The sequence below is a fragment of the Paenibacillus sp. FSL K6-2393 genome (genome assembly GCF_038002545.1).
Classification (GTDB): domain Bacteria; phylum Bacillota; class Bacilli; order Paenibacillales; family Paenibacillaceae; genus Paenibacillus.
The window spans coordinates 5,607,244-5,628,362 of sequence record NZ_JBBOCU010000001.1 but is presented as its reverse complement, the minus strand read 5'-3'; the positions used below and the strand labels follow the sequence as shown (position 1 = coordinate 5,628,362).

The following is a 21,119-nucleotide window of genomic DNA, read 5'->3' as shown; positions in this document are numbered from 1 at the left end:
TAAATTTTTCGCATATAAGAATTCTCGGGGGAGGTGTGGAGCGTTATGCAGAAATGGTTTGAAGAAGCCAAACTGGGGATATTCATCCACTATGGCATCTATGCGGTGGACGGGATTGCGGAATCCTGGTCCTTCTATAATGGCAGGATATCCTATGAAGAGTATATGAAACAGTTGGATGGTTTTACGGCATCGGAATTTAATGCTGAGAAGTGGGCGGACTTGATTGAGAAGTCTGGTGCCCGGTATGCCGTATTGACAACGAAGCATCATGATGGCGTGGCGTTATGGGATACGCAATATAGTGATCTCAATGTTGTCAAACAGACACCAGCGAATCGTGACATTGTGAAGGAATATGCGGAAGCGATTCGGGAAAAGGGCATTCATCTGGGGATGTATTTCTCGCTCATTGACTGGTCACATCCGGATTATCCTAGCGTGTATGAAGGTGGAAAAGTACCGGAGGATCTCAGTAGTGTCAACCGGCATTCAAGTCCTGTGGACGGCGTTCAGGATCAGGCAAAGTGGCAGAAGTTCCTGCAATTTAATAACCATCAACTGGGAGAGATTTTAACAAATTACGGAAAGGTGGATCTGCTGTGGTTTGATGGGGACTGGGAACGGAGTGCCGAGCAGTGGAATCTGCCTGAGTTCAAGCATTATCTGCAAACTTTTAACCCGGATATCATCATCAACTCCCGCCTTCAAGGTTATGGGGATTACAAAACGCCTGAGCAGGGCATTCCGATCACAAGACCCGAGGGACCTTGGGAATTCTGCACCACGATTAACACATCATGGGGTTATGTGCCAACCGATCATAAATATAAATCCCTGAATCAGATCATTCGAATGTTCTGCGACTGCATTTCCATGGGTGGTAATATGTTGCTGGATATCGGTCCGCGTGAAGATGGCACCATCGATCAGAGGCAGGAGGATATTCTGCTTGGACTGGGAGCATGGATCCGAACCCATGAAGAGGCCGTCTTCGGAACGGGTGAAGGCATTATGCCTCGCTATTATCTGGGGGGAAGCACCGTATCCGAGGATCGAAAGACGCTGTACCTGTTTGTGTATGACGATCCAAAAGAGAGTGTGTGCATCAAGGGGCTCTGCAATCCGATCAAGAAAATTACCGTGCTGCATTCGGGCAAAGAGCTTAATCATGAGATTCATGGGGGCGTGCCTTGGTTCAATATCCCGGGGACAACGTGGATCAAGATGACCCCGGAGGACACGCATGAACAAGTGACCGTTCTTAAGCTCGAATTCAATGAGGAGCTGGAAATGTACGGCGGCTCTGGAGCCGTTGTCACCCATAACTAACCATTACGGGGAGGGCGTGTGCTGGTAGATGCATGCCCTCCCTTACGAATTGGAGAGAGTGACATGAACAGAAGTGGAGTGCCAGAACCCAGGATTGCGTTTGCTCCCAAACATTATATATGCAGGCGTGCGCAGGAACCGTTGGTGTTAGACGGTCGTGTGGATAAGGCATTTTGGGATGCGGCCCATTGGACAGATGATTTCGTTGATATCGAAGGTGATCTTCGTCCAAAGCCTGAGAAACAGACGCGGGTAAAAATGCTGTGGGATGACGACTATTTCTATTTTGCTGCCGAGCTGATTGAAGATCAGATATGGGCTACCTTGACTGAGCGTGATTCCGTTATTTTTTATGACAATGACTTCGAGATTTTTATCGATCCCGACGGGGATTCCCATCAATATTATGAGTTCGAGATCAATGCGCTCAATACGGTATGGGACCTGTTATTAGTGAAGCCGTATCGGGATGGTGGGCCTCCGGTTAACGGTTGGGATATTAGCGGTCTCAAGACAGCCGTATATATCGATGGGGAACTGAACAGACCTGGTGCAGAGAACCGGAAATGGTGCGTGGAAGTCGCGATTCCCTGGGCCAGTCTAAAGGAATGTGCCGAAGGAAACCGTCCACCTGCGCCGGGTGAGTTCTGGCGTGTCAACTTCTCGCGTGTGGAGTGGCAGACGGAAGTGCAAGACGATGAGTACCGCAAGGTATTGAATCCAGAGACGGGTAAACCTTATCCCGAGGACAACTGGGTGTGGTCACCTATGGGCATTATCAACATGCATTACCCGGAGTTATGGGGTTATGTTGTATTCTCGGATGACGGAACGGATCAGTCATTTGAATTGCCTGAAGACGAACGAATCAAATGGGAGCTTCGCAAGCTTTATTACCGTGAACGTAATTATTATGAAAAGCATGGTGAATTTACCCAAGATGTGAAGTTGCTTATGGGTAAGGAATCGTGGAGCTGTGAGCCTGTTATTGAAACGACTCGCAGCCTGTTCCAGATTACTGCGCCGTCTTTGGACGGAACGGCCTTGATCTGTATTCGGGAAGACGGAAAGCTGTGGAAGGAGTGAGAACGCAATGACCAGCCAAACCTTGGTATTTTCCCTTGATGCACAGTCATTGGAGAGGATCGAGCAGAAGTTCCAGGAGAAGGTACGTTTTGCAGAGGCTCGCAAATCGGAGTTGTTTCATATTTTTCAGCAGGAGCTAACGCAAGAAGAGACGTGGGCATTGAAGTATGTCTATGCCTATATGCCGGTAAACGACATGGCTGATTATAACGGGGACTTGTTCTTGAGTCATGTGCGCCGGGCATTGGACACCCGTAAACGTGTGCCTTGGGGAGAACGCGTTCCTGATCATTTGTTCCTTCATTTTGTACTGCCTTATCGCATAAATACGGAAAATATTGAAGATTACCGCGGCTTATTGTATGACGAATTAGCCGAGCGGACTACGAACTTATCCATGGCAGATGCCATTTTGGAGACCAATTACTGGTGTCATGAAAAAGCGACCTATATAGGCAGCGATCTGCGTACGATATCACCGCTGACGATGATCCGCAATGCTCGTGGTCGATGCGGCGAAGAATCCACGCTGGCGGTGGCCGCTCTTCGCAGCATCGGTATACCTGCCCGTCAGGTCTACACACCGCGCTGGGCTCACTGTGACAGTAACCATGCTTGGGTAGAAGCCTGGGCAGATGGTCAATGGTATTACATCGGTGCATGCGAGCCGGAAGTCCGTCTGAACCAAGGGTGGTTCAGTCCGCCAGCCCGGAGGGCCATGTTGATTAATACGAGAATCTATGCCGACTATCCCGGCCCAGAGGATATTACGCTCTCCGAAAAGGGATTTACGGAGATTAATCTGCTTGAGAACTATGCGCCAACACGCAACATCTATGTGAAGGTGAAAAATGAACAGGGAGAGCCCGTACCCGGCGCGAGCGTCCGTTTTGAGCTGTACAATACGGCTGAATTTTATCCAATTGCCGAGATTAGGACGGATGCACAAGGGGAAGCGACCTTTAAGACAGGCTGTGGCGACCTTTTGATTCGTGCGGTTAGCGGCGGCAAGTGGAGTGAGATCCTATTCAAGGCTCAGGAAAACAAGGTTATAGAGCTTGTGCTGAACTCATCAGAGCAGCCTACAGGGATTGTAGATTTCGATATAGTTCCTCCTCCGGAAAGGGAGGGAGAGGCTGTGATTGTGTTACCGGAAGAGAAGATCCAGATTCACAATCGTCGGCTGGAGGAAGGAGCGCAGACCCGGAGCGAGTATGAGGACACGTTCCTGAGTGAGGAGGAAGCTGTCTCGCTGGCTAAAAAGGTTGGACTGCCCTCGGTACGTGTGTGGGATGTTCTCCAGCAGGCAAGGGGGAACAGTCGTGAAATTGCAGCTTTCCTAGAGGAACGTTCCAATTCATACGGTGAATGGCCGCTCCGGTTGCTGGAGTCGATGAATGAAAAAGATTTAATTGATACCCTTCGCCAGACGCTGGACGATCATCTGATTGGTGCACTCTCGCAGCAAGGATCATGGGCGGAAGATACGTTTGTGAGATACATCCTGTGTCCGCGGATCTCCTATGAGATGCTGGTCCCTTATCGAGGTGTATTCCAGAATGCCTTTTCGGCAGAGGAGGTAGTGACGTTCAGGGAAAATCCTGCGACACTTGCCCGAATGCTGGAACAGGAATACGAATACTATGAAGATCTTCCTAATCTAAAAGGTAAAGGGAATCCGATAGGGACGTTTAGTCTAATGAAGGGAGACTCTCAGTCGCTGGATATTTTGTTTGTGGCTGTATGTCGCAGTTTGGGTATTCCGGCCCGATTACATCCGAGCGCACAGAAACCACAGTATCTAAGTGACAGAGGCTGGGAGGATGCAGTGTTTAGTCTCGCCTTACCTCAAACTCAGAAGAGCACAAGCTGGGGAATGCTCCAACTTCATAGGGATATAAAAGCTTCGCAGGATACACCTGAAGCATCCTATTTCGAGAACTTTACGTTTGCCCGTCTGGAAGATGGCGTCTACAAGACGTTGATTTATCCTTATGGCAGTACGGATGTCTATAGTGAGACATATGAGGTTGAGGCAGGAGCTTATCGCTTAACGACAGGCATTCGTCTGAAAGATGGAACGGCAAAAGTACGATTCGTTTACTTTACCGTGAACGCCGGAGATACAACTGATGTTGTATTGTCTTATCGCGAGAATGAGGTTGATATTCCTGTACTGGGTAAACTGGCACCAGGAAGTATACTGACCCGTCTGGATGGTTCAGAGGTAGAACTGGAGGAACTTCTGGGATCGGAGGGTGCCATTGCTGCCTGGATTGAACCGGAGCGGGAACCGACCAAACATCTGATTCGTGAACTGTGCGAGCTGGCAGAGCCGCTGGATAAGCTGGGTATACCCATCGTACTCATGATCGGAGATATGGAATGGAACGCTGCCTTTGACCCTGCTGGTTATCCAAAACTGCCTGTACGCACGGTTTTTGTACGAGATTCCAGTTATGCTTCCTTGTCCGGCTTCAATTCGAAGCTTGCGGCTTATGAAGCGGGTTATCCACATCTGTTTGTGCTAGATACTCAGCATCAAGTTCGTTATTTGGCTTCCGGGTACAAGATTGGTACCGGGAAGGAAGCCTTGCAGATTGCTGCTGCGATATCTAAATCATCGAACAGATCGGAGTGAAGAGAGTGACCAAATATATTGCTGCCGGTTATGCTGTTGATTCAGTTCTCCCCGACATGACACATGAGGACTTCTTGAAGTTAACACATCTGAACGTAGCCTTCGGACATGTCAAGAATGATGCAATCACCACCGAGCATTTAAAAAACGGCCATGTGATCCAGCACATCAAGCGGGAGCATCCGAATCTTACAGTGCTGTTGTCTGTAGGCGGATGGAGCGCAGGCGGTTTTTCCGAAGCCGCCTCAACCCAGGCGGGGAGGGACAGCATGGCTGCATCTGCGGTCCGGGTGCTGGAGGAATATCCATTTGACGGGATTGATCTGGACTGGGAGTATCCTTGTTATGGTGAAGCAGGTATCGCATCCAGTCCTGATGATAAACGGAATTTCACTTTACTTCTCAAGACGATGCGGGAGGCACTGAGTGCCAAGGGAGAAGAGGATGGCCGTCATTATCTGCTCACCATTGCGGCAGGGGCTGATCAATACTACGTTGATGGTACAGAGATGGCTAAGGTGCAGCAGTACCTGGACTACGTGCAGTTGATGACCTATGATATGCGTGGCGGTTTTCAAGTCCTGACCGGACATCATACGAATCTGTACACGCCAACCGGAGATCTGTTTCGAATCAGTACGGATGCTTCCGTGAACCTGTTTATTCGCGCAGGCGTTCCGAAGGAGAAAATTGTGATCGGAGCTGCGTTCTATTCCCGGATCTGGACTGAGGTTCCTGACCGAAACTACGGGCTCCATCAAATGGCCGGTAGTACAGGCGGATATGGACCATCATTTGCCGAGCTGGAAGCGAAGTACATTAACAAGAATGGTTACACTCGTTATTGGGATGAAGAAGCCTGTGCACCGTTTCTGTTTAATGGGTCCAGCTTAATATCGTATGATGATGAAGAATCGATCCAATGCAAATGTGATTACGTAAAGGATCAAGGTCTGGCCGGGATCATGTTCTGGGAGTACGGCTGTGATCCAACTCACCGTTTGCTGGGTGCAGTACATCAAGGGCTGAAGGTTCTTCCAGCTGGGAAATAGGATAAGCACGTCGAAGCCGACGGATCGATTATGTCTACGGACTAAAAACATACGAAGGGGCCGTCCTATACGTCATGAGCATGGCGTATAGGACGGCCCCTTGTTTGCGTTATTTTGGTCTAATGAATCAGGCACGGTTATTCGCTCTCATATACATTGTTTACTGTTTTGAGATGTAACCATTCACAGAGACAATGTATCCCTTTATCCAATACATTCCTCGTCATCATCATCAGGGGAATCGGCGGAGCCGTTGGGACGGTGCATTTTACGGTATTGCCCTGGGGTATAACCCGTCTCTTTTTTGAATTTGCGGATGAAGTTTGGTGTATCCAGGTAACCGACACGCGTGATGATATCTTTTAACGGATCGGTAGTATGCAGCAGTAGTCGAATGACCTCATCCATCCGTTTCTGCCAGATATATTGGGTAAAGTTCATGCCGATCTTTTCTTTGAAAGAACGACTGAAATAGGATGAAGAGATCGTGAATTTCGATGAAATCGTACCCAGACTGAGATCATAATCAGAGAAATTGGCATCGATATAAGCAACAATTTCATCCATCAGGGAGCTTTCTTCCGTCTCACTCTTTGCCTCGACATGGGCGCAGATTTCGGCGGCAAGACCTGTCAGTTTTTTCTCCAAATCCTCCAACGAGTCGTAGGAAGTGATCCTTGGAAGTTGATCAACCACATGATGAATTCCAAGCTCCGAAGCGGTTTTGAGCATTGTATTCAGAATATCAAAGCAGATGCAACGCAGCAGCGGTACAGACGGCATTTCGGATTTCAGGGTATTCAACGCAGTTGACACCATCTGAACCGCCACATCATAGCTGCCTTGTTTTAAGCTCTGAACCAGCTTTAATAACACATCCTTAGGAACCCAGAAGGAAGAATCCTGTACATCGGAACCGGAAAGGTTGTTAAAGTATGTACTGCTGCCCTGTCCATGCAGCATCGATGCTTCCAGAGCGGTCGAGGCCTCAATGTAGGACTGATTCAGCTGTTTCGGATAAATGTACCGATTGCCTATCCCAATTGCGGGCGCGACCCCGGTGTGTTCTGTCACCATCCATTGCAGTTTTTCAACAATAGGCTCCATACGGGCATTCAGTCTACCTTCATGCTCTATTTCGGCATCGAATCCCACGATAAGGGCCAATTGGTCTGCTTGTGGCAGCTCCACGCCGTAAGCATATGCAGACAACTCCGGCAGCTCCACATCGTTCATCAGCTGCATGACAGTAGGTTGCTCGGGGTTATCACCGTTAGGAAAAGCATGCATTTCCCAGCCCATGATCATGACAAAATAATAGGATCGGTTGAAGCGTATACCAAGCTTATCCGTAAACTCAGAGGGGAAATCTCCGGTGTGACCGTGCTTCAGCAACATGAGCAAAATATGATTGCGAGCATAGGGCTCCTGAAGATCTACACGCTGACTATAATCATGCAGTGTTTTCTTGATCCATTCCAGCTCGTTGGTGGTGGAGGATGGATCAGGATCATTTTTCAACCGAATGAACTCCATTAAGTCTGAAATCGGATGGTACTGTCTTCGGGCCAACATAATGGCGAGGAACGTGCCCATCACCACCATGAAGGAGAAAACGAGAACAACAAAGGTGCGAATATGAACGATTCGGCTAAAAAATTGGTTGCTCGGCATAGCGGTTACATAAGTCCAACCCGCATCCGATTTAACGGATACAACCGAATGTGGTTCTTGATTTAAGGAGATGCTGTGCGTTCCGGGTTCAAGAGCAAACAGAGCGTTAACTTCCTGTTCAGATATGATTTCTCCCTTGTAATTGGCTGCCAGTACTTGCCCGAAATTATCGAAAATATAAGTCATCCCGTGATAGTCGCTGAGGATGGAATCAATTAGGCCCGTCAGATTGGACTCATGAATCAGGTACATGACGGTTCCATGGGCGGGCGTATTGTTAGGTGCAATCGGTACAAGGTAGGCCAGCATGGAATTGGGTATTCTGGTTCCTTGGACGACCTGCTCCGCTGGACGTATCGTGGGGGACTGTACGTTATTCAAATCCCGGATCATGTCTGTTTTGTTCCACGTAGTAAATTTGTAGCGGCCAGTGAATACATCCAGGTTCTCAGAACCTTGAGAAGAATAGATGTTATCATCTCCGCGGAAGAACAGGAATAACTCATCGATAATGGAACTGGTAGCTTTGTATTTGACCAATGCGTTTATTGATTCCCGGCTATAGTACGGATGGTGGGTCCAATACCGCGTTAACTGCTCATCGTAGGCGATGCGAAAAGCGATGTCTTGTAGTTCCTTCATGCGATCATCAATGACAGTTTTGGCTTGAGTGAGCTGATTGACATTGGTCTGCTCGATCTCTGAACGGAGCGTGTCCACAGCGTTGTGATAAATAATGATGGTTAAAATAACAAGAGGGATAAGGAAAATGGAGATATAGGATAGGGTGTACTTAAACAGAAGCTTGGACTTGAAGTGATTCCATTTCATATCTGCAACCTCCCGTTTTTCTTTCGTGCTGCAGCGATAGCGCTCTCATATGGGCAGTGAAGGTATTGCCAAGATGGGAACTGCTGGGGTGTTCCTTCTAAAAATACTAGGAGAACTTCTCTAATAAAGCAATGGTTCTTTTATAAATTCCAGTGCAATCCGTAATAAAGATATAGCTATAGCAAAATCCCCTCAAAGTTCACTCATTTCCTTATGCTACCACACAAGGCTTTTCAAAGAGTATCTACTTTAAGGGGATAATTTTAGCTTATCATATATTATATTTTTCTATTACTGAATATAGGAGTTAAAACGATTATTCGTCCAGAGGTTCATAGTCAAACCAATCGTAACTTGCAGGCGTACACTCCCCCGATGGAGCATAAGCGTACATGGCGATCATCACACCTGTGAAACCACTTGCTACTTCGGTAGATAACAGATGTGTTTCCCCTGAACCCACTTCGATGGCATCGGATGAACCTTGCTGGTAGAGGAACGTGAAGTGATTACGGTCAGCCTTGATTTGTAATACAACCGGCCCCGTGTCACAGTCAAACACCTGCTCGGTTCGCAGAGAGCCGACGGTTCGCCGTAGTATGATTTTCTTCTGCCCATCAACTTGTGTTACAACCAAATCGTAATGATATTTATCATTCATAAATAAGGTTAATCCGGCTTCCTCACCGCTCGCATTTGGCTCATAACGTAGCTCGGTTGCCATATTGCATAAGAAATGGCTCAATCGACGCCCGACAAAGGCTGGATTTTGTCCATCATCGAGTGAAACCGAATGACCTCGGAGGATGAGCTGCCCGGGATTTTCAGTGAGCGTCCAACTACCCGGAACTGGATTACGTAAGAAGATCCAGTTCATTCCTAATGATGGTTCGTCAAAATCATCCCGAATAGCCTGAGGTGACCAAGGGTGCTCAGCCAACAAAGGCCCAGTCATCTCCTGCTCAATATGTCCGTCCACACCGATCATCGGCCAACCGGTGTCCATCCAAGTGACAGGTGCCAGGAACGTTTCGCGTCCCAGATGGTGCCGCATGGGGTAACCTGCTGGACGAATGCCAAGAGATACGGCCCACCAGCTTCCATCCTGGATCTGGACAAGGTCTGCATGACCGGTTGCGTGAATGCTGGATTTCATGCTCCGATTGGACAGAATCGGATTATGAGGACACGGATCAAATGGACCGTATGGCTCTGTGCTCCGAGCAATGGTCTCCATATGACCATACTCGGTTCCACCTTCGGCGATCATCAGATAGTAGAGGCCGTTTATTTTATACATGTGGGGAGCTTCGGGGGCTGCTCCTCCGGTTCCAGTCCAGATCAATCGGCTATCGGTTAGTCTGGCTCCAGTCGTGATGTCTATCTCGCATTGATAGATGCCCTCACCTTCATCGCCGTTACAGGCCGTTTGAAAATACACATGTCCATCTTCATCGAAGAGAAAAGAGGGATCAATGCCGCCCTGATCAACAAAAATCGGAGCAGACCATGGTCCCTCGGGCTGGGCACTACGTACATAAAAATTTCCGCCGCCGCTGACATTGGTTGTTGTCATATAGAACCAACCATCATGGTACCGGAGTGTTGGGGCAAAAATACCGCCAGAACTGCCTGCGTTTGCTAAAGGGAGTTGCTCAGTTGTTGTGAGGACATGGCCGATCTGTCGCCAGTTCACAAGGTCTTTGCTGTGGAAGATGGGTACACCGGGGAAATATTCAAAGGTACTGGATACCAGATAATAGTCTTCATCTACACGGCAGATACTCGGATCTGGATAAAACCCCGGAATCACCGGATTGGTATATTTCATCATTATGCTCCTATTCATTTCGAGAGTTTAATATGGATCTGAACGTGAACGTATGAAATGTATCCTTGCTACAAAGGGAATTATATCGTCTTTAATCATTTCCAACCTTGATTTTTCGGTCCTCGAATAGCATGATATAGACATTCAACCCAACATGGTTTGCGGAGGGGAATGCTTTTGAGTAATGCATATTTGAGATGGTTTACTTCGGATCAGCAGTTTCCATTTTTCATTCAGTATGGTGGACACGACCAAGACATGGAACTTCATAATCATGTGGACTTTACGGAACTTGTCATTGTTCTGAGTGGTCATGCAACCCATGTGGTGAACACCGAGGAATTTTTTATTAAAAAAGGGAACGCATTTGTGATTAATGGCGACACCCATCATGCGTATAAAGACCCTCATGATTTTAGGATCTGTAACATTATGTTCAGTCCCGAAATGCTTGCTTCGGCTGGGCCTGATCTGAGAAAATCTAACGGCTTCCAGGCGCTGTTTGTTTTGGAACCGTTTTATCGTAATATTAACTCCTTTCCGAGTAAATTGGCGTTATCCATTTCCAGTCTGGAGTATGTAGAATCGCTGATATCGTTCATGATTGAGGAGTATCAGAGTAAACAGCAAGGGTATCAGACGATGTTGATCTCACGTCTTACGGAGATGGTTGTTTATTTGTCGAGGCAATATGATACGCAGGAGAAGGGGATCGAAGGTAATAATCTGATGCATCTGGCAAATGCCATTTCATTTATCGAAGATCATTATCTGGAGCCATTGTCGCTAGAGGATATTGCGGGGAAGTCGAATATCTCAATAAGGCATCTGAATCGGATTTTTCGATCCTATTATCAGATGACCCCGATCTCTTATCTGCAAAAGTTGCGTTTGGAGAAGGCGTGTCATTTGTTGAAAAACGGGAATATGTCCATCACGGAAATTTCGTATGAATGTGGATTTAACGACAGTAATTATTTCACCCGTCAGTTTAAGAAAGCTTTTGGCAAGTCTCCCAAAACATACAGGCAGACTCATTAATATCTGACCGAATATAAGACACCAAAACAGGGCCTCCTCATATGGAGGTCCTGTCTGCTGTCTCGGGAAAAATTCAATAGTCCAATAGCCGTCCGTTGTCATGCCACTGACCGTACATTTTATTTTCCTTTGTGTTGGTTATGAACTTATCCAGTCTGCTCTGGAATAATGCTGGCTGATTCTTAACACTTTGGATCGTATCGATCCGAACGTTTTGATACAGGGTAGGGAAGGCCATGAAATTTGCATAAACCTGATGGTCTTCTTTCAGCCTTTGTTCGATCACACCATCAATAGTGAAAGCATTTGGCTTCATAACAGGAAGAACCTCTCTACCCTCGTCATGCATGAAGCCCAACTTTTCAAGTCGACGGACACGTTCCTTGTTCAATTCAGTCCATGAGCTACGTTTACTCCTAGGAGATAATCTCTGTGCTAATTGAGTCTCGGATATTTTCTTTTTGACTCCATCGATCCAGCCAAAACACAGCGACTCCTCAACCACGTCCAAATACAGCAGGGTATTTGGCACGGGTTTCATGCTTATCATTACCCAGCAAGATTTCTCGACTTTTCCATGCGTCTGCAACCAATTTCTCAATTCATTTCTCGACGTCACGGGGATACAATGTACATGTTCCATCCGATTGTCAACTATACTTGAGCCGGTTCCTGATACCAAAAGAGTGAATAGTCATTCATGATGGAGGCATGCCCTAATTGACGCAGCATGGTAGAAACATTGCCTCGATGATAGGTGCCGTGGTTAACAGCATGGAATACGATTTCCGATAAGCTGGTTTCGCGAACGCCGGCAAATGGATTATCGAGTAGAATGGTTTGCTCCAGATCCGCTTGGCCTCGTAACCACTCACTGTATTGTGCCGACAGGTCGGTAAAACGTTTGATGTACTCATCCACAGAACCGTGAATTTCACTATTTAGTGGTATACATGCTTGCAGTGCCTCGGGCATACCGGTGCCATTCAATACCTCGTACCACATTTTATCTACGGCGTAGATATGGCTGAGTGCGTGAGCAATGGTTGGAAACGAACTGTTCACTTCCTGACTCAGTACGGAAGAGGGCAGTTCCTTGATTCTGCCCAGGATTGTTTGAGTGGCCCATGCGTGGTAATTATACATTTGCTCCGGATGATTCATTGATAATCGTCTCCTTTAATTTCGCGATAGATTGGGTTAACTTACTGAGATGATTATAAAAAAAGAAGTATGACAACAGCGTGTCATACTTCTTCATAGAGCTTAAGTGCGTTTTGAAGTTGTTCTTTCAGGATGCCTCGTAATTCAATCGGTTCAAGCACCTCAGCACCACTTCCCAAACTAAGCAGAAACGACCAGAGCCATCTGGCTTGTAACGGTTGATGAACCTGGATCCGCATCGTCATACTTCCATCCTCGTGAAATTGCTTATCTGCCTGTTGAAAATGATCCATGGCTTCCGCGAGCGCTTCCGGGTTCACCCGAAATACCACATCACTAACCTGATCTTGCCATGACGGATCTGACACAACCGTCTCTTGGAGAAGCTCAAGGTGGGGTTGGAAGTGTTCCGATGTCAGTTGCACGTTCATCATCCGGGACAGTCGGAACTCGCGATAATCCTGCCGTGTCTGGCAAAATCCATAAACATACCAATTACGATATTTAAAATGAAGTCTTACCGGTTCCAGATGGCGGGGGGTATGTTCATTTTTTGTATTGATGTAGTCAAAACGGACAACCTGATGATCCGTAATACCTTTACGCAGATGAGGAAGGGCATCAGGTTCTGTTCGGCGTGTCTCCAGATCCACCGATAGACTTGGGGTTTGATGCTCCGGTCCAATCGTTTGCAGACGTTCAATCGTGCCTTGTGCACGTGCATCTTCGAATACTGTGGATAGACTGCTCAGGACAGTTATCAGGGAATCCACATCATAAGAACCGAGCAAGCTTTTATCCATCTTGTATCCGTCCATCATGCCGTAGCCGCCTTTGAGTCCCTGATGGGAGACGACCGGGAAGCCGGCGGCACAGATTACATCAATATCCCGATAGATCGTTCTTGGGGACACCTGAAACTCTTCCGCCAAGGTGGAAGCAGACAATACTTCGTGGTTCAGCAGTTTATATATGATTGAGATTAATCGCTCCAATTTCAAAAGGTATCCCCGCCCGTTATTCCATTTTTGTCATTACAGGCCATTATTATATCACGACATGGTGAACAACATGGAGGATCACAAAGGGTCTATAGGAAGTCATATCATCCAGTATGTTTGTTTCAACTTGGTTGAATAAGGCGAGATGAAAAAAAGAGTGCTGGATAGCACCCTTTTGAAGACACATTGTTGTTGCTGTTGTTGTGTTGAACAGTTACGTTAGCAGATCGGTCGAACTTCATATCGAGTGAATAGTCAGAGCCGGCTCTACTCTTCTTGCACGTTATAGAGAACCCGAGCGAGCAGATTCTGTCCATAGTTACCAAAGTTTTTACCAAAGATCGTTAAGCCCCGTTTGTTCAAAGGTTCGTCCGTAACCGCAATGCGGAAGTGAATATCGCTTTTGTAATCCAGCCCAATCTGGTCCAACGTCACGTCCGAGATGCGGCATCCGTCGATATAGCTGCCTTCCTGTGTAATCCGGATCAGCTTCAGCATGCCGTACTGATTCAAGTGCGGAGGCCACCATTCCGGGTTGAAGGTACCGCGTGTATTGCCAAAATCCCCCGGACTAGTCCAGCAGCCAATCTCAATACCGTTAATGTAGAAATAAATATCCGAAGGGTAATTGTCACAAAAGCCAGGGGCCTCCGATCCCAGTTCCATCGACAACTGAATTTCGCTAAACGACTGATTAGGCTTGAGATAGTTGGGAATCCGATATTCCAGATAACCTTCAGCCAGCCAGATCATCTCCGCATCAATTCGCAGTGGATCAGCAAAGTAACGCGGATCGTCGAACTCTCCAACAATGCTGTCCCGGGTAGCGAGACCACATGTAGGTGCAGCCTGATAATCGCTGTAATGACCGACCTGAATTTCCACCTCATAACGATTGTTAATCTCCTGTGAACGCAGATCAACCATCAATTTTTCCTCATTGAGATAACATATCTTCTGAATTCCATGTTTGCCAACGGCGGTGTTGATCTCGATCAATCCGCTCTCTTCAAGCTTCTTGATATGCATTGTGATGGCACCATTGCTCAGTCCTAGCTTGGTTGCGAGATCATTGAGATTAAGGCTTTGGTTCTTGGCCAGCAGCTCGATGATCTGAATCCGGATTTCCGAACTGAGCGCTTTGAAGATATTCACACCCGACATCAGATCTTTAATATAAATCATAGGTGGATTTCCTTTCCCCGTTCTGAACAAAGTCTTCGACACAGACATTTGCACATTTATATGTTTTATTTCAGATAATTATAAATCATTCCCTCATGGAAGGGAAGGGTGGAGAAATAGAAGCCAAAACCCTTGTGTATAGCGCAAATACGAAAATATAATCTATATTTTGTTCACTATTCCGGTTAAAATAAGTGTTAATCAGTTCACATATATTTGAAATATACCATTGAAATGTAATGTAACCGCTTTTATAATCCTATTATACCTAAATTGATTCATTACTTCATGAACCTAATTAACCATTTGATCAGGAAAGGTGGAGTTCGGTTTGGAAAAGTTAAGCAATGTGAAGAGGTTTAAGTGGAAACGGTTGGCGTTACCGGCATTACTTGTGATGGTATTACTGCTGGCAGGTCAGTCAAAAGCTTTGGCGGCGTTCTGGAATCTGACCGGAGATACCGCTGTTCATGACCCTTCGATTATCAAAGAGGGCAGTTCCTGGTACACCTTTTCAACCGGCCCGGGCATTCAAGTATTGAAATCCGATAATGGATCATCCTGGTATCGTGTTCCACAAATCTTCTTAAGTAAGCCATCCTGGTGGGCTTCTGCCGTTCCGGGACAAAGCGGATTGGATGTATGGGCACCGGATGTAGAGCAGTATAACGGAAAAGTATGGCTCTATTACTCGATCTCCACCTTTGGTTCCAATAGGTCTGCGATTGGTCTTGCGTCTGCGAACAGTATCGGTGCAGGGCAATGGAAGGACGAAGGATTGGTACTTCAAACCACGACCGCCAATAATTATAATGCCATTGATCCGAATCTGGTCATTGATGCTTCAGGCAATCCATGGCTGGCCTTCGGTTCTTTCTGGAGCGGTCTGAAGATTGTCAAGCTGGACAAAAATACGATGAAACCGACGGGAAGTATAACTTCCATTGCTGCGCGCCCGAATAACGGAGGGGCTATTGAAGGACCAAGTATTGTATATCGTGGCGGCTACTATTACCTGTTTGCTTCCATCGATTCTTGCTGCCAAGGGGTGAACAGTACCTACAAAATGGTCTATGGACGTTCGACCAGTATAACAGGCCCTTATGTGGACAAAAACGGAGTTAATATGCTGAATGGTGGCGGAACGATATTGGATACAGGCAATGTGAAATGGAAAGGTCCAGGTGGTCAGGACGTGTACAACGGTAATGTCATCGCAAGACATGCCTATGATGCAGAGGATAATGGCAATCCGAAATTGCTGATTAATGACTTGCTTTGGGACTCGAATGGGTGGCCGAAATACTGATTTGTTTTATATAAATATAAAATGTTTTATAAAAGTGTTGACTAAAGTGATCTGGATTTGATAAATTTAACAACAGAAATCTTATTTTATCCAATTGAATACGGTTACAAGTCCAGATCAGGAGGGGTTCAGATGGTAAAGAAAAAGAGTTGGGTCACATTTATGCTTCTTATGCTGGTAAGTGCGCTGGTACTTGCGGGATGCGGAGGAAGCAGCAGTGCAAGTGGGGACAAGGAGTTAACATTTATGTTCCGCGGCGGTACAGACGAGCAGAAAGCATACCAAGCGGTGGTCAAGAAATTCGAAGAAGATCATCCGGGTGTGAAAGTCAAAATTATCGTAACGGCTGCGGATCAATATGCAACCAAGCTGAGAGCGGCAATTACAGGCAACAGCTTGCCTGACGTATTTTATATCAATCCGGGTGACGTGAAAGCGTATGTGAACAGCAATGTGCTGATGAACCTCACTTCGTATATTGAAAACAATCCGGATGTGGATCTCGATAATATCTGGAAATACGGCGTGGACCTGTATCGTTATGACGGCCAAATGGCAGGTCAAGGTGACATCTATGGTATGCCGAAGGATCTGGGGCCATTTGCACTGGGCTACAACAAAACGTTGTTTGAAAAAGAGGGCATTCCATTCCCTGACAAGGATAAACCATACACATGGGAAGAGTTCATCAAGGTGAACCAGCAAGCGACCAAAGATACCAATGGGGACGGTAAACCGGATGTGTACGGTACCGGATTCAACGTACAGTGGGCACTGCAATCCTTTGTATGGAGCAACGGTGGGGATTGGTTGGATGAGACCAAAACTAAGGTAACGATTGATGATCCAAAATTCGCGGAAGCACTGCAATTCTTCGCGGATATGCAAAACAAATACAAAATCACACCTTCCATTGAGGAAGCGCAAACATTGGATACGTATCAACGCTGGATGAAAGGTGAAATGGCTTTCTTCCCTGTAGGGCCATGGGATATGAGTACATTTGAGAAATTACCTTTCGATTATGATTTGCTGCCATTCCCTGCGGGATCTACTGGCAAGTCGGCAACGTGGATCGGATCTCTGGGAATCGGAGTATCGGCGAAGACAAAACATCCAGAAGAAGCAGCAGCATTGGTGAACTACCTTACGGCTTCGAAGGAAGGCATGCAGCAACTGGTAGATGCCAAGGTACAAATTCCGAACTTGCTTGATATGGCAGACGAGTGGGCCAAAGATACATCCACGAAACCAGCCAACAAACAGGAATTCATTGATATCGTTGAGGATTACGGCCGGGCTCTGCCAGGTAACTACACGTACAATGCGGAATGGTATGACCTGTTCTTCACAGACATCCAGCCGGTATTGGATGGCAAGATTACAGCCGCAGACTATGTGAAGCAGCAACAACCGAAAATGCAAAAACTGCTCGACAAAGCGGTTGAACAAGAAAAGAAATCTCAGAAATAGTAGATAGGAAAGGGTGATGCCGGCAGCCTGCAATCATGCTGCTGGCATCATTCGTATTGGAACTTATTGGATTCCATACGGGCATGTGGCATTCGTTGATCGGCAAGGTTCAATCGAAGAATGCCACATGCTGATACTAGAAACAGGGGTGAACGCCGTGATTACGAAATCGAGTTTGTATCGCAAAGAGATGCTGTACGGATATCTGTTTATTTTACCTCCGATTCTTGGATTGCTGATCTTTGTCATGTTCCCGTTCCTCTACTCCCTTTATGGTTCCTTTACGGATTGGGACGGACTGGGACAGATGAACTTTATCGGTTTGGCCAACTTCAAGGATTTGCTCACGGATGACCTCTTCTACAAAGCGATGTTTAATACATTTTTCCTGATGCTTGGTATTCCGATTGGATTGTTGCTCGCATTGTTGCTGGCCATGGGTCTGAATCGTAAAATTCCCGGCACAACGACATTCCGTGTGATCTATTACATTCCAGTCATTTCTTCCCTCGCTGCGGTGTCCATTATGTGGAACTGGGCGTACAACGGGGATTATGGTCTAGTGAACCAGTTCCTTGATCTGTTTGGGATTAAAGGTCCTAACTGGCTCGCGAACAAAGACACGGTCAAACCCGCTCTGATTATTATGACGGTGTGGAAAGGTCTCGGATACACGATGTTATTGTACTTGGCGGCACTGCAAAGTGTATCACGTACATACTACGAAGCGGCTGAACTGGATGGAGCCAATGGGTTCCAGATCTTCCGCAATATCACCTGGCCTATGGTGAAGCCAGTTACCTTTTTCCTCATTGTTACAAATATCATTGGCGGTTCCCAAATCTTCACCGAGATGAACATTATGACACCTACGGGTGGTCCTGAATATTCTTCGGCATCGATCGTTTTCTACATCTGGCAGAAAGCCTTCAGTAACTTGCAGATGGGTTATGCCTCAGCGATGGCCATGATTCTTGGTATTTTCATTTTTGTCATTACCCTGGTGCAATTCAAAATGAACGAAAAATCAGCCTATGATGGGGATTGATTGTCAAGGAAAGGAGTGAACCGGAGATGTCTTACAGTCAAAAGAGGAAATTAACAAACTCGATCATTTTTATCGTACTTGCGATTGGGGCAATTGCAATGATTGCACCACTGATCTGGATGTTGTCCACGTCATTGAAGGAGAAGCAAGATGTGTTCGCGCTTCCGCCTGTATGGATACCTGAAGTATTCCAATTTGGAAAGTATAAAGAAATCTGGGAAGCAGGTCCGCTGCTCAGCGGGATCAAAAACAGCCTCATCGTTGCGGTGAGTGTAACGGTGGTGGGTACGTTTACGTCCAGTATCGCAGCCTTTGCTTTTGCCAAATTAAGATTCCCACACAAAAACAAACTGTTTCTCGCATTGCTGGCATCCATGATGATTCCTTATCCAACAGTCATGATCCCGCAATTCATCATGTTTGCGAAGCTGGGCTGGGTGGATACGCTGTTACCACTGATTGTTCCTGGCCTGTTCGGTAACGTAATCATGATCTTCTTCCTGCGCCAATACCTGCTTAGTGTACCTGATGCGATTATTGAGGCGGCCAAAATCGATGGAAGTTCCTACTTCCGGCTGTACTCCAGTATTACGTTTCCACTCATCAAACCGGCGATTGCTGCACAGTTGATTCTCTGGTTCATGGGCATCTGGAATGATTATCTGGCACCGATTATCTATCTGAATTCACCGGAGAAGCAGACGTTACAGCTCGTTATAGCAAACTTTAATGCCACGTATGCAATTCAAACCGATTACCCACTTATTATGGCGGCGTCGATTGTGGCTCTGTTACCTGTATTAATCATCTTCCTGATCTTCCAGAAACAGATTATTGAGTCGGTTGCTATTTCAGGAGTGAAGGGATGAACCAGCGGAAGAAATTCCGACGGTGGTCGAATTCAGGAAAAGGAGTGGTTGCTTCCATGTTGTTATTGATGGTTATTGGAGCTACGGGTTGTTCCGGAGCAGGAGAAACGGTGTCCCGTCCCGTCTTTCCTGAAGCTCCTCAATATACTCAGCTGTATGACACATCCATACTGGATGATGAATCACGCTGGACGGTGAACAATGCGCATGATCCAGCCATTATCAAAACCGATCAGGGATACTATGTCTATTCCACAGACGTTCGTGTAGCAGGAGAAGCGAAACCCGGCGTCATGGTACGCAAATCAGATGATCTGATCCACTGGACATGGGTAGGTCAGGCTCTGCCCGGGATTCCGCAAGAAGCGCTGGACTGGACAGGTGCGGTCAATCTGTGGGCACCGGATGTGATTCAGGCTGGTGATACCTATCGGATGTATTATTCGGCTTCTTCTTTTGGCAGTACCCAGTCGGCTATTGGTCTTCAGACATCCTCATCTCCCGAAGGTCCTTGGACAGATGAAGGACTGGTTGTGAAAACTTCTGCGAATGAACAAGACAAATTAAATGCCATTGATGCCAATCCGATTGTGGATGCTGAGGGCAATTCGTGGATGGTATATGGTTCATTCTTTGACGGCATCTACATTGCGCCACTTGATCCCGACACCGGGAAATTCAAGGACGAGGGCTATGGTACTCGCATTGCTGCACGGGATCGTGCAACTGAAGAGGGCGCAGTGGAAGGTCCTTACATTGTGTATAACCCGGAGTTCAAAAAGTATTATCTGTTCGTCTCATATGATTCCTTGTTCGAAGATTATAACGTGCGGGTTGCGCGTGCTGATTCAATCACAGGACCATACACGGACATAAACGGCAATAACATGCTGGATACGGATCATCTGCCGCAATATGAGATCGGCACCAAAATTCTCGGCGGTTATCGCTTCACAGAAGGCGAGGGCTGGGTTGCGCCTGGACATAACTCCGTGTTGAAGGACGGAGACGATTATTACATCGTGCATCATGCGCGGGGTGAGACGGATAAAAACTGGCCATATCTGCATGTACGCAAAATGTTATGGACGAAGGATGGCTGGCCTGTGGTTTCACCTGAACGTTACGCTGGTGAAACAGCACAGGATGTTCCGAAGTCCATGATTGCCGGGGAGTGGGAAGGCATGGCAATTGATCCGTCCGTGGACGGGCAGATTCAAGCCGTGCCTTATACCTTAACGGACAAAGGAAAAATCCAAAGCGAAAAAGGTTCAGGAACCTGGACGTTTGATGACAAACAAACACTGACACTAAAGTGGAAAGAAAGCCCATGGGGCGGAGCTTCCACGGAAGAGCTGAAGCTGCTCCCGTCCTGGGACTGGGAGCGAAGCCAACCTGCGCTGGTGGTGACAGGGCTCGATGACCACGGCGTGGCGGTCTGGGGCAAGCAGATCAGCGCTGTGGAGGAATAAGGGTCGACCCAGAGGTTGCACAGCTGGCCACAAGATTATAGGCCAGCCGTGCACTTGGTTGGGAGAGTCGGCTCAGGGCAAAGCGGTCCACACTATATTTACCGAGCTAC

General features: G+C 46.9%; 16 protein-coding genes. 10 read left to right on the top strand and 6 right to left on the bottom strand.

The annotated features are described in order from the left end of the window. Window positions 1-45: 45 nt before the first annotated feature. The 4 genes from MHI14_RS25090 to MHI14_RS25075 all read left to right on the top strand — a co-directional run bounded on the left by MHI14_RS25090 (window position 46) and on the right by MHI14_RS25075 (window position 6,111). The gene (locus tag MHI14_RS25090; RefSeq protein ID WP_339312542.1) at window positions 46-1,332 is read left to right on the top strand and encodes an alpha-L-fucosidase; all 1,287 of its coding nucleotides are present in this window, start codon (window positions 46-48) and stop codon (window positions 1,330-1,332) included. 63 nt (window positions 1,333-1,395) lie between these two features. After that, a complete protein-coding gene (locus tag MHI14_RS25085) occupies window positions 1,396-2,418 on the top strand; it encodes a carbohydrate-binding family 9-like protein (RefSeq protein ID WP_339312544.1) in 1,023 nt (340 codons plus the stop codon). Window positions 2,419-2,425: 7 nt separating this feature from the next. Then, window positions 2,426-5,059, top strand: coding sequence for a transglutaminase domain-containing protein (locus MHI14_RS25080; RefSeq protein WP_341131477.1), 2,634 nt, complete (start codon window positions 2,426-2,428; stop codon window positions 5,057-5,059). A gap of 5 nt (window positions 5,060-5,064) precedes the next feature. Then, window positions 5,065-6,111: a glycoside hydrolase family 18 protein gene (locus tag MHI14_RS25075; protein WP_249911593.1), complete on the top strand. Its 1,047-nt coding sequence runs from the start codon at window positions 5,065-5,067 to the stop codon at window positions 6,109-6,111. Window positions 6,112-6,315: 204 nt separating this feature from the next. On the opposite strand, the gene MHI14_RS25070 is transcribed toward MHI14_RS25075, so the two are convergent. Both MHI14_RS25070 and MHI14_RS25065 read right to left on the bottom strand, forming a co-directional pair. Further along, entirely contained in the window at window positions 6,316-8,616 is a 2,301-nt protein-coding gene (locus MHI14_RS25070) for a helix-turn-helix domain-containing protein (RefSeq protein WP_249911592.1), read from the bottom strand. A gap of 316 nt (window positions 8,617-8,932) precedes the next feature. Then, a complete protein-coding gene (locus MHI14_RS25065) occupies window positions 8,933-10,447 on the bottom strand; it encodes a glycoside hydrolase family 43 protein (RefSeq protein WP_341131476.1) in 1,515 nt (504 codons plus the stop codon). 177 nt (window positions 10,448-10,624) lie between these two features. Between MHI14_RS25065 and MHI14_RS25060 the strand changes: the two genes are divergently transcribed. Next, on the top strand, window positions 10,625-11,488 hold the full coding sequence (locus MHI14_RS25060) for a helix-turn-helix domain-containing protein (RefSeq protein WP_133386669.1): 864 nt from the start codon (window positions 10,625-10,627) through the stop codon (window positions 11,486-11,488). Between the two features lie 73 nt (window positions 11,489-11,561). On the opposite strand, the gene MHI14_RS25055 is transcribed toward MHI14_RS25060, so the two are convergent. From MHI14_RS25055 to MHI14_RS25040, 4 genes are all read right to left on the bottom strand, one after another. Continuing rightward, a complete protein-coding gene (locus tag MHI14_RS25055) occupies window positions 11,562-12,131 on the bottom strand; it encodes a YdeI/OmpD-associated family protein (RefSeq protein ID WP_133386670.1) in 570 nt (189 codons plus the stop codon). A gap of 11 nt (window positions 12,132-12,142) precedes the next feature. Next, complete coding sequence (locus MHI14_RS25050) at window positions 12,143-12,652, bottom strand: DinB family protein (protein WP_133386671.1); 510 nt, start codon at window positions 12,650-12,652, stop codon at window positions 12,143-12,145. Window positions 12,653-12,735: 83 nt separating this feature from the next. Beyond that, window positions 12,736-13,653 carry a helix-turn-helix transcriptional regulator gene (locus MHI14_RS25045; protein ID WP_133386672.1) on the bottom strand — a complete coding sequence of 306 codons (918 nt, stop codon included), beginning with the start codon at window positions 13,651-13,653 and terminating at the stop codon, window positions 12,736-12,738. 267 nt (window positions 13,654-13,920) lie between these two features. Continuing rightward, complete coding sequence (locus tag MHI14_RS25040; protein ID WP_091033990.1) at window positions 13,921-14,838, bottom strand: ArsR/SmtB family transcription factor; 918 nt, start codon at window positions 14,836-14,838, stop codon at window positions 13,921-13,923. Between the two features lie 397 nt (window positions 14,839-15,235). Here MHI14_RS25040 and MHI14_RS25035 point away from each other — a divergent pair, with 397 nt between their 5' ends. The 5 genes from MHI14_RS25035 (at window position 15,236) to MHI14_RS25015 (ending at window position 21,009) form a co-directional block, all read left to right on the top strand. Then, on the top strand, window positions 15,236-16,147 hold the full coding sequence (locus MHI14_RS25035; protein ID WP_053061664.1) for a glycoside hydrolase family 43 protein: 912 nt from the start codon (window positions 15,236-15,238) through the stop codon (window positions 16,145-16,147). Window positions 16,148-16,279: 132 nt separating this feature from the next. Next, window positions 16,280-17,620, top strand: coding sequence for an ABC transporter substrate-binding protein (locus tag MHI14_RS25030; RefSeq protein ID WP_341131475.1), 1,341 nt, complete (start codon window positions 16,280-16,282; stop codon window positions 17,618-17,620). Between the two features lie 157 nt (window positions 17,621-17,777). Then, complete coding sequence (locus MHI14_RS25025; protein WP_036611613.1) at window positions 17,778-18,668, top strand: carbohydrate ABC transporter permease; 891 nt, start codon at window positions 17,778-17,780, stop codon at window positions 18,666-18,668. Window positions 18,669-18,694: 26 nt separating this feature from the next. After that, window positions 18,695-19,537, top strand: a complete 843-nt coding sequence (locus MHI14_RS25020; RefSeq protein ID WP_036611483.1) for a carbohydrate ABC transporter permease — start codon at window positions 18,695-18,697, stop codon at window positions 19,535-19,537. Between the two features lie 56 nt (window positions 19,538-19,593). After that, window positions 19,594-21,009, top strand: coding sequence for an arabinan endo-1,5-alpha-L-arabinosidase (locus MHI14_RS25015; protein ID WP_341131756.1), 1,416 nt, complete (start codon window positions 19,594-19,596; stop codon window positions 21,007-21,009). The last annotated feature ends 110 nt before the right edge of the window (window positions 21,010-21,119 follow it).

Excerpts from the sequence above, each read along its gene's own strand:
- MHI14_RS25030 (WP_341131475.1), top strand. The coding sequence starts at position 16,280 with ATGGTAAAGAAAAAGAGTTGGGTCACATTTATGCTTCTTATGCTGGTA.
- MHI14_RS25035 (WP_053061664.1), top strand. The coding sequence starts at position 15,236 with ATGGTATTACTGCTGGCAGGTCAGTCAAAAGCTTTGGCGGCGTTCTGG.
- MHI14_RS25080 (WP_341131477.1), top strand. The coding sequence starts at position 2,426 with ATGACCAGCCAAACCTTGGTATTTTCCCTTGATGCACAGTCATTGGAG.
- MHI14_RS25055 (WP_133386670.1), bottom strand. The coding sequence starts at position 12,131 with ATGGAACATGTACATTGTATCCCCGTGACGTCGAGAAATGAATTGAGA.
- MHI14_RS25040 (WP_091033990.1), bottom strand. The coding sequence starts at position 14,838 with ATGATTTATATTAAAGATCTGATGTCGGGTGTGAATATCTTCAAAGCG.
- MHI14_RS25085 (WP_339312544.1), top strand. The coding sequence starts at position 1,396 with ATGAACAGAAGTGGAGTGCCAGAACCCAGGATTGCGTTTGCTCCCAAA.
- MHI14_RS25090 (WP_339312542.1), top strand. The coding sequence starts at position 46 with ATGCAGAAATGGTTTGAAGAAGCCAAACTGGGGATATTCATCCACTAT.
- MHI14_RS25065 (WP_341131476.1), bottom strand. The coding sequence starts at position 10,447 with ATGAAATATACCAATCCGGTGATTCCGGGGTTTTATCCAGATCCGAGT.
- MHI14_RS25070 (WP_249911592.1), bottom strand. The coding sequence starts at position 8,616 with ATGAAATGGAATCACTTCAAGTCCAAGCTTCTGTTTAAGTACACCCTA.
- MHI14_RS25050 (WP_133386671.1), bottom strand. The coding sequence starts at position 12,652 with ATGAATCATCCGGAGCAAATGTATAATTACCACGCATGGGCCACTCAA.
- MHI14_RS25015 (WP_341131756.1), top strand. The coding sequence starts at position 19,594 with ATGTTGTTATTGATGGTTATTGGAGCTACGGGTTGTTCCGGAGCAGGA.
- MHI14_RS25020 (WP_036611483.1), top strand. The coding sequence starts at position 18,695 with ATGTCTTACAGTCAAAAGAGGAAATTAACAAACTCGATCATTTTTATC.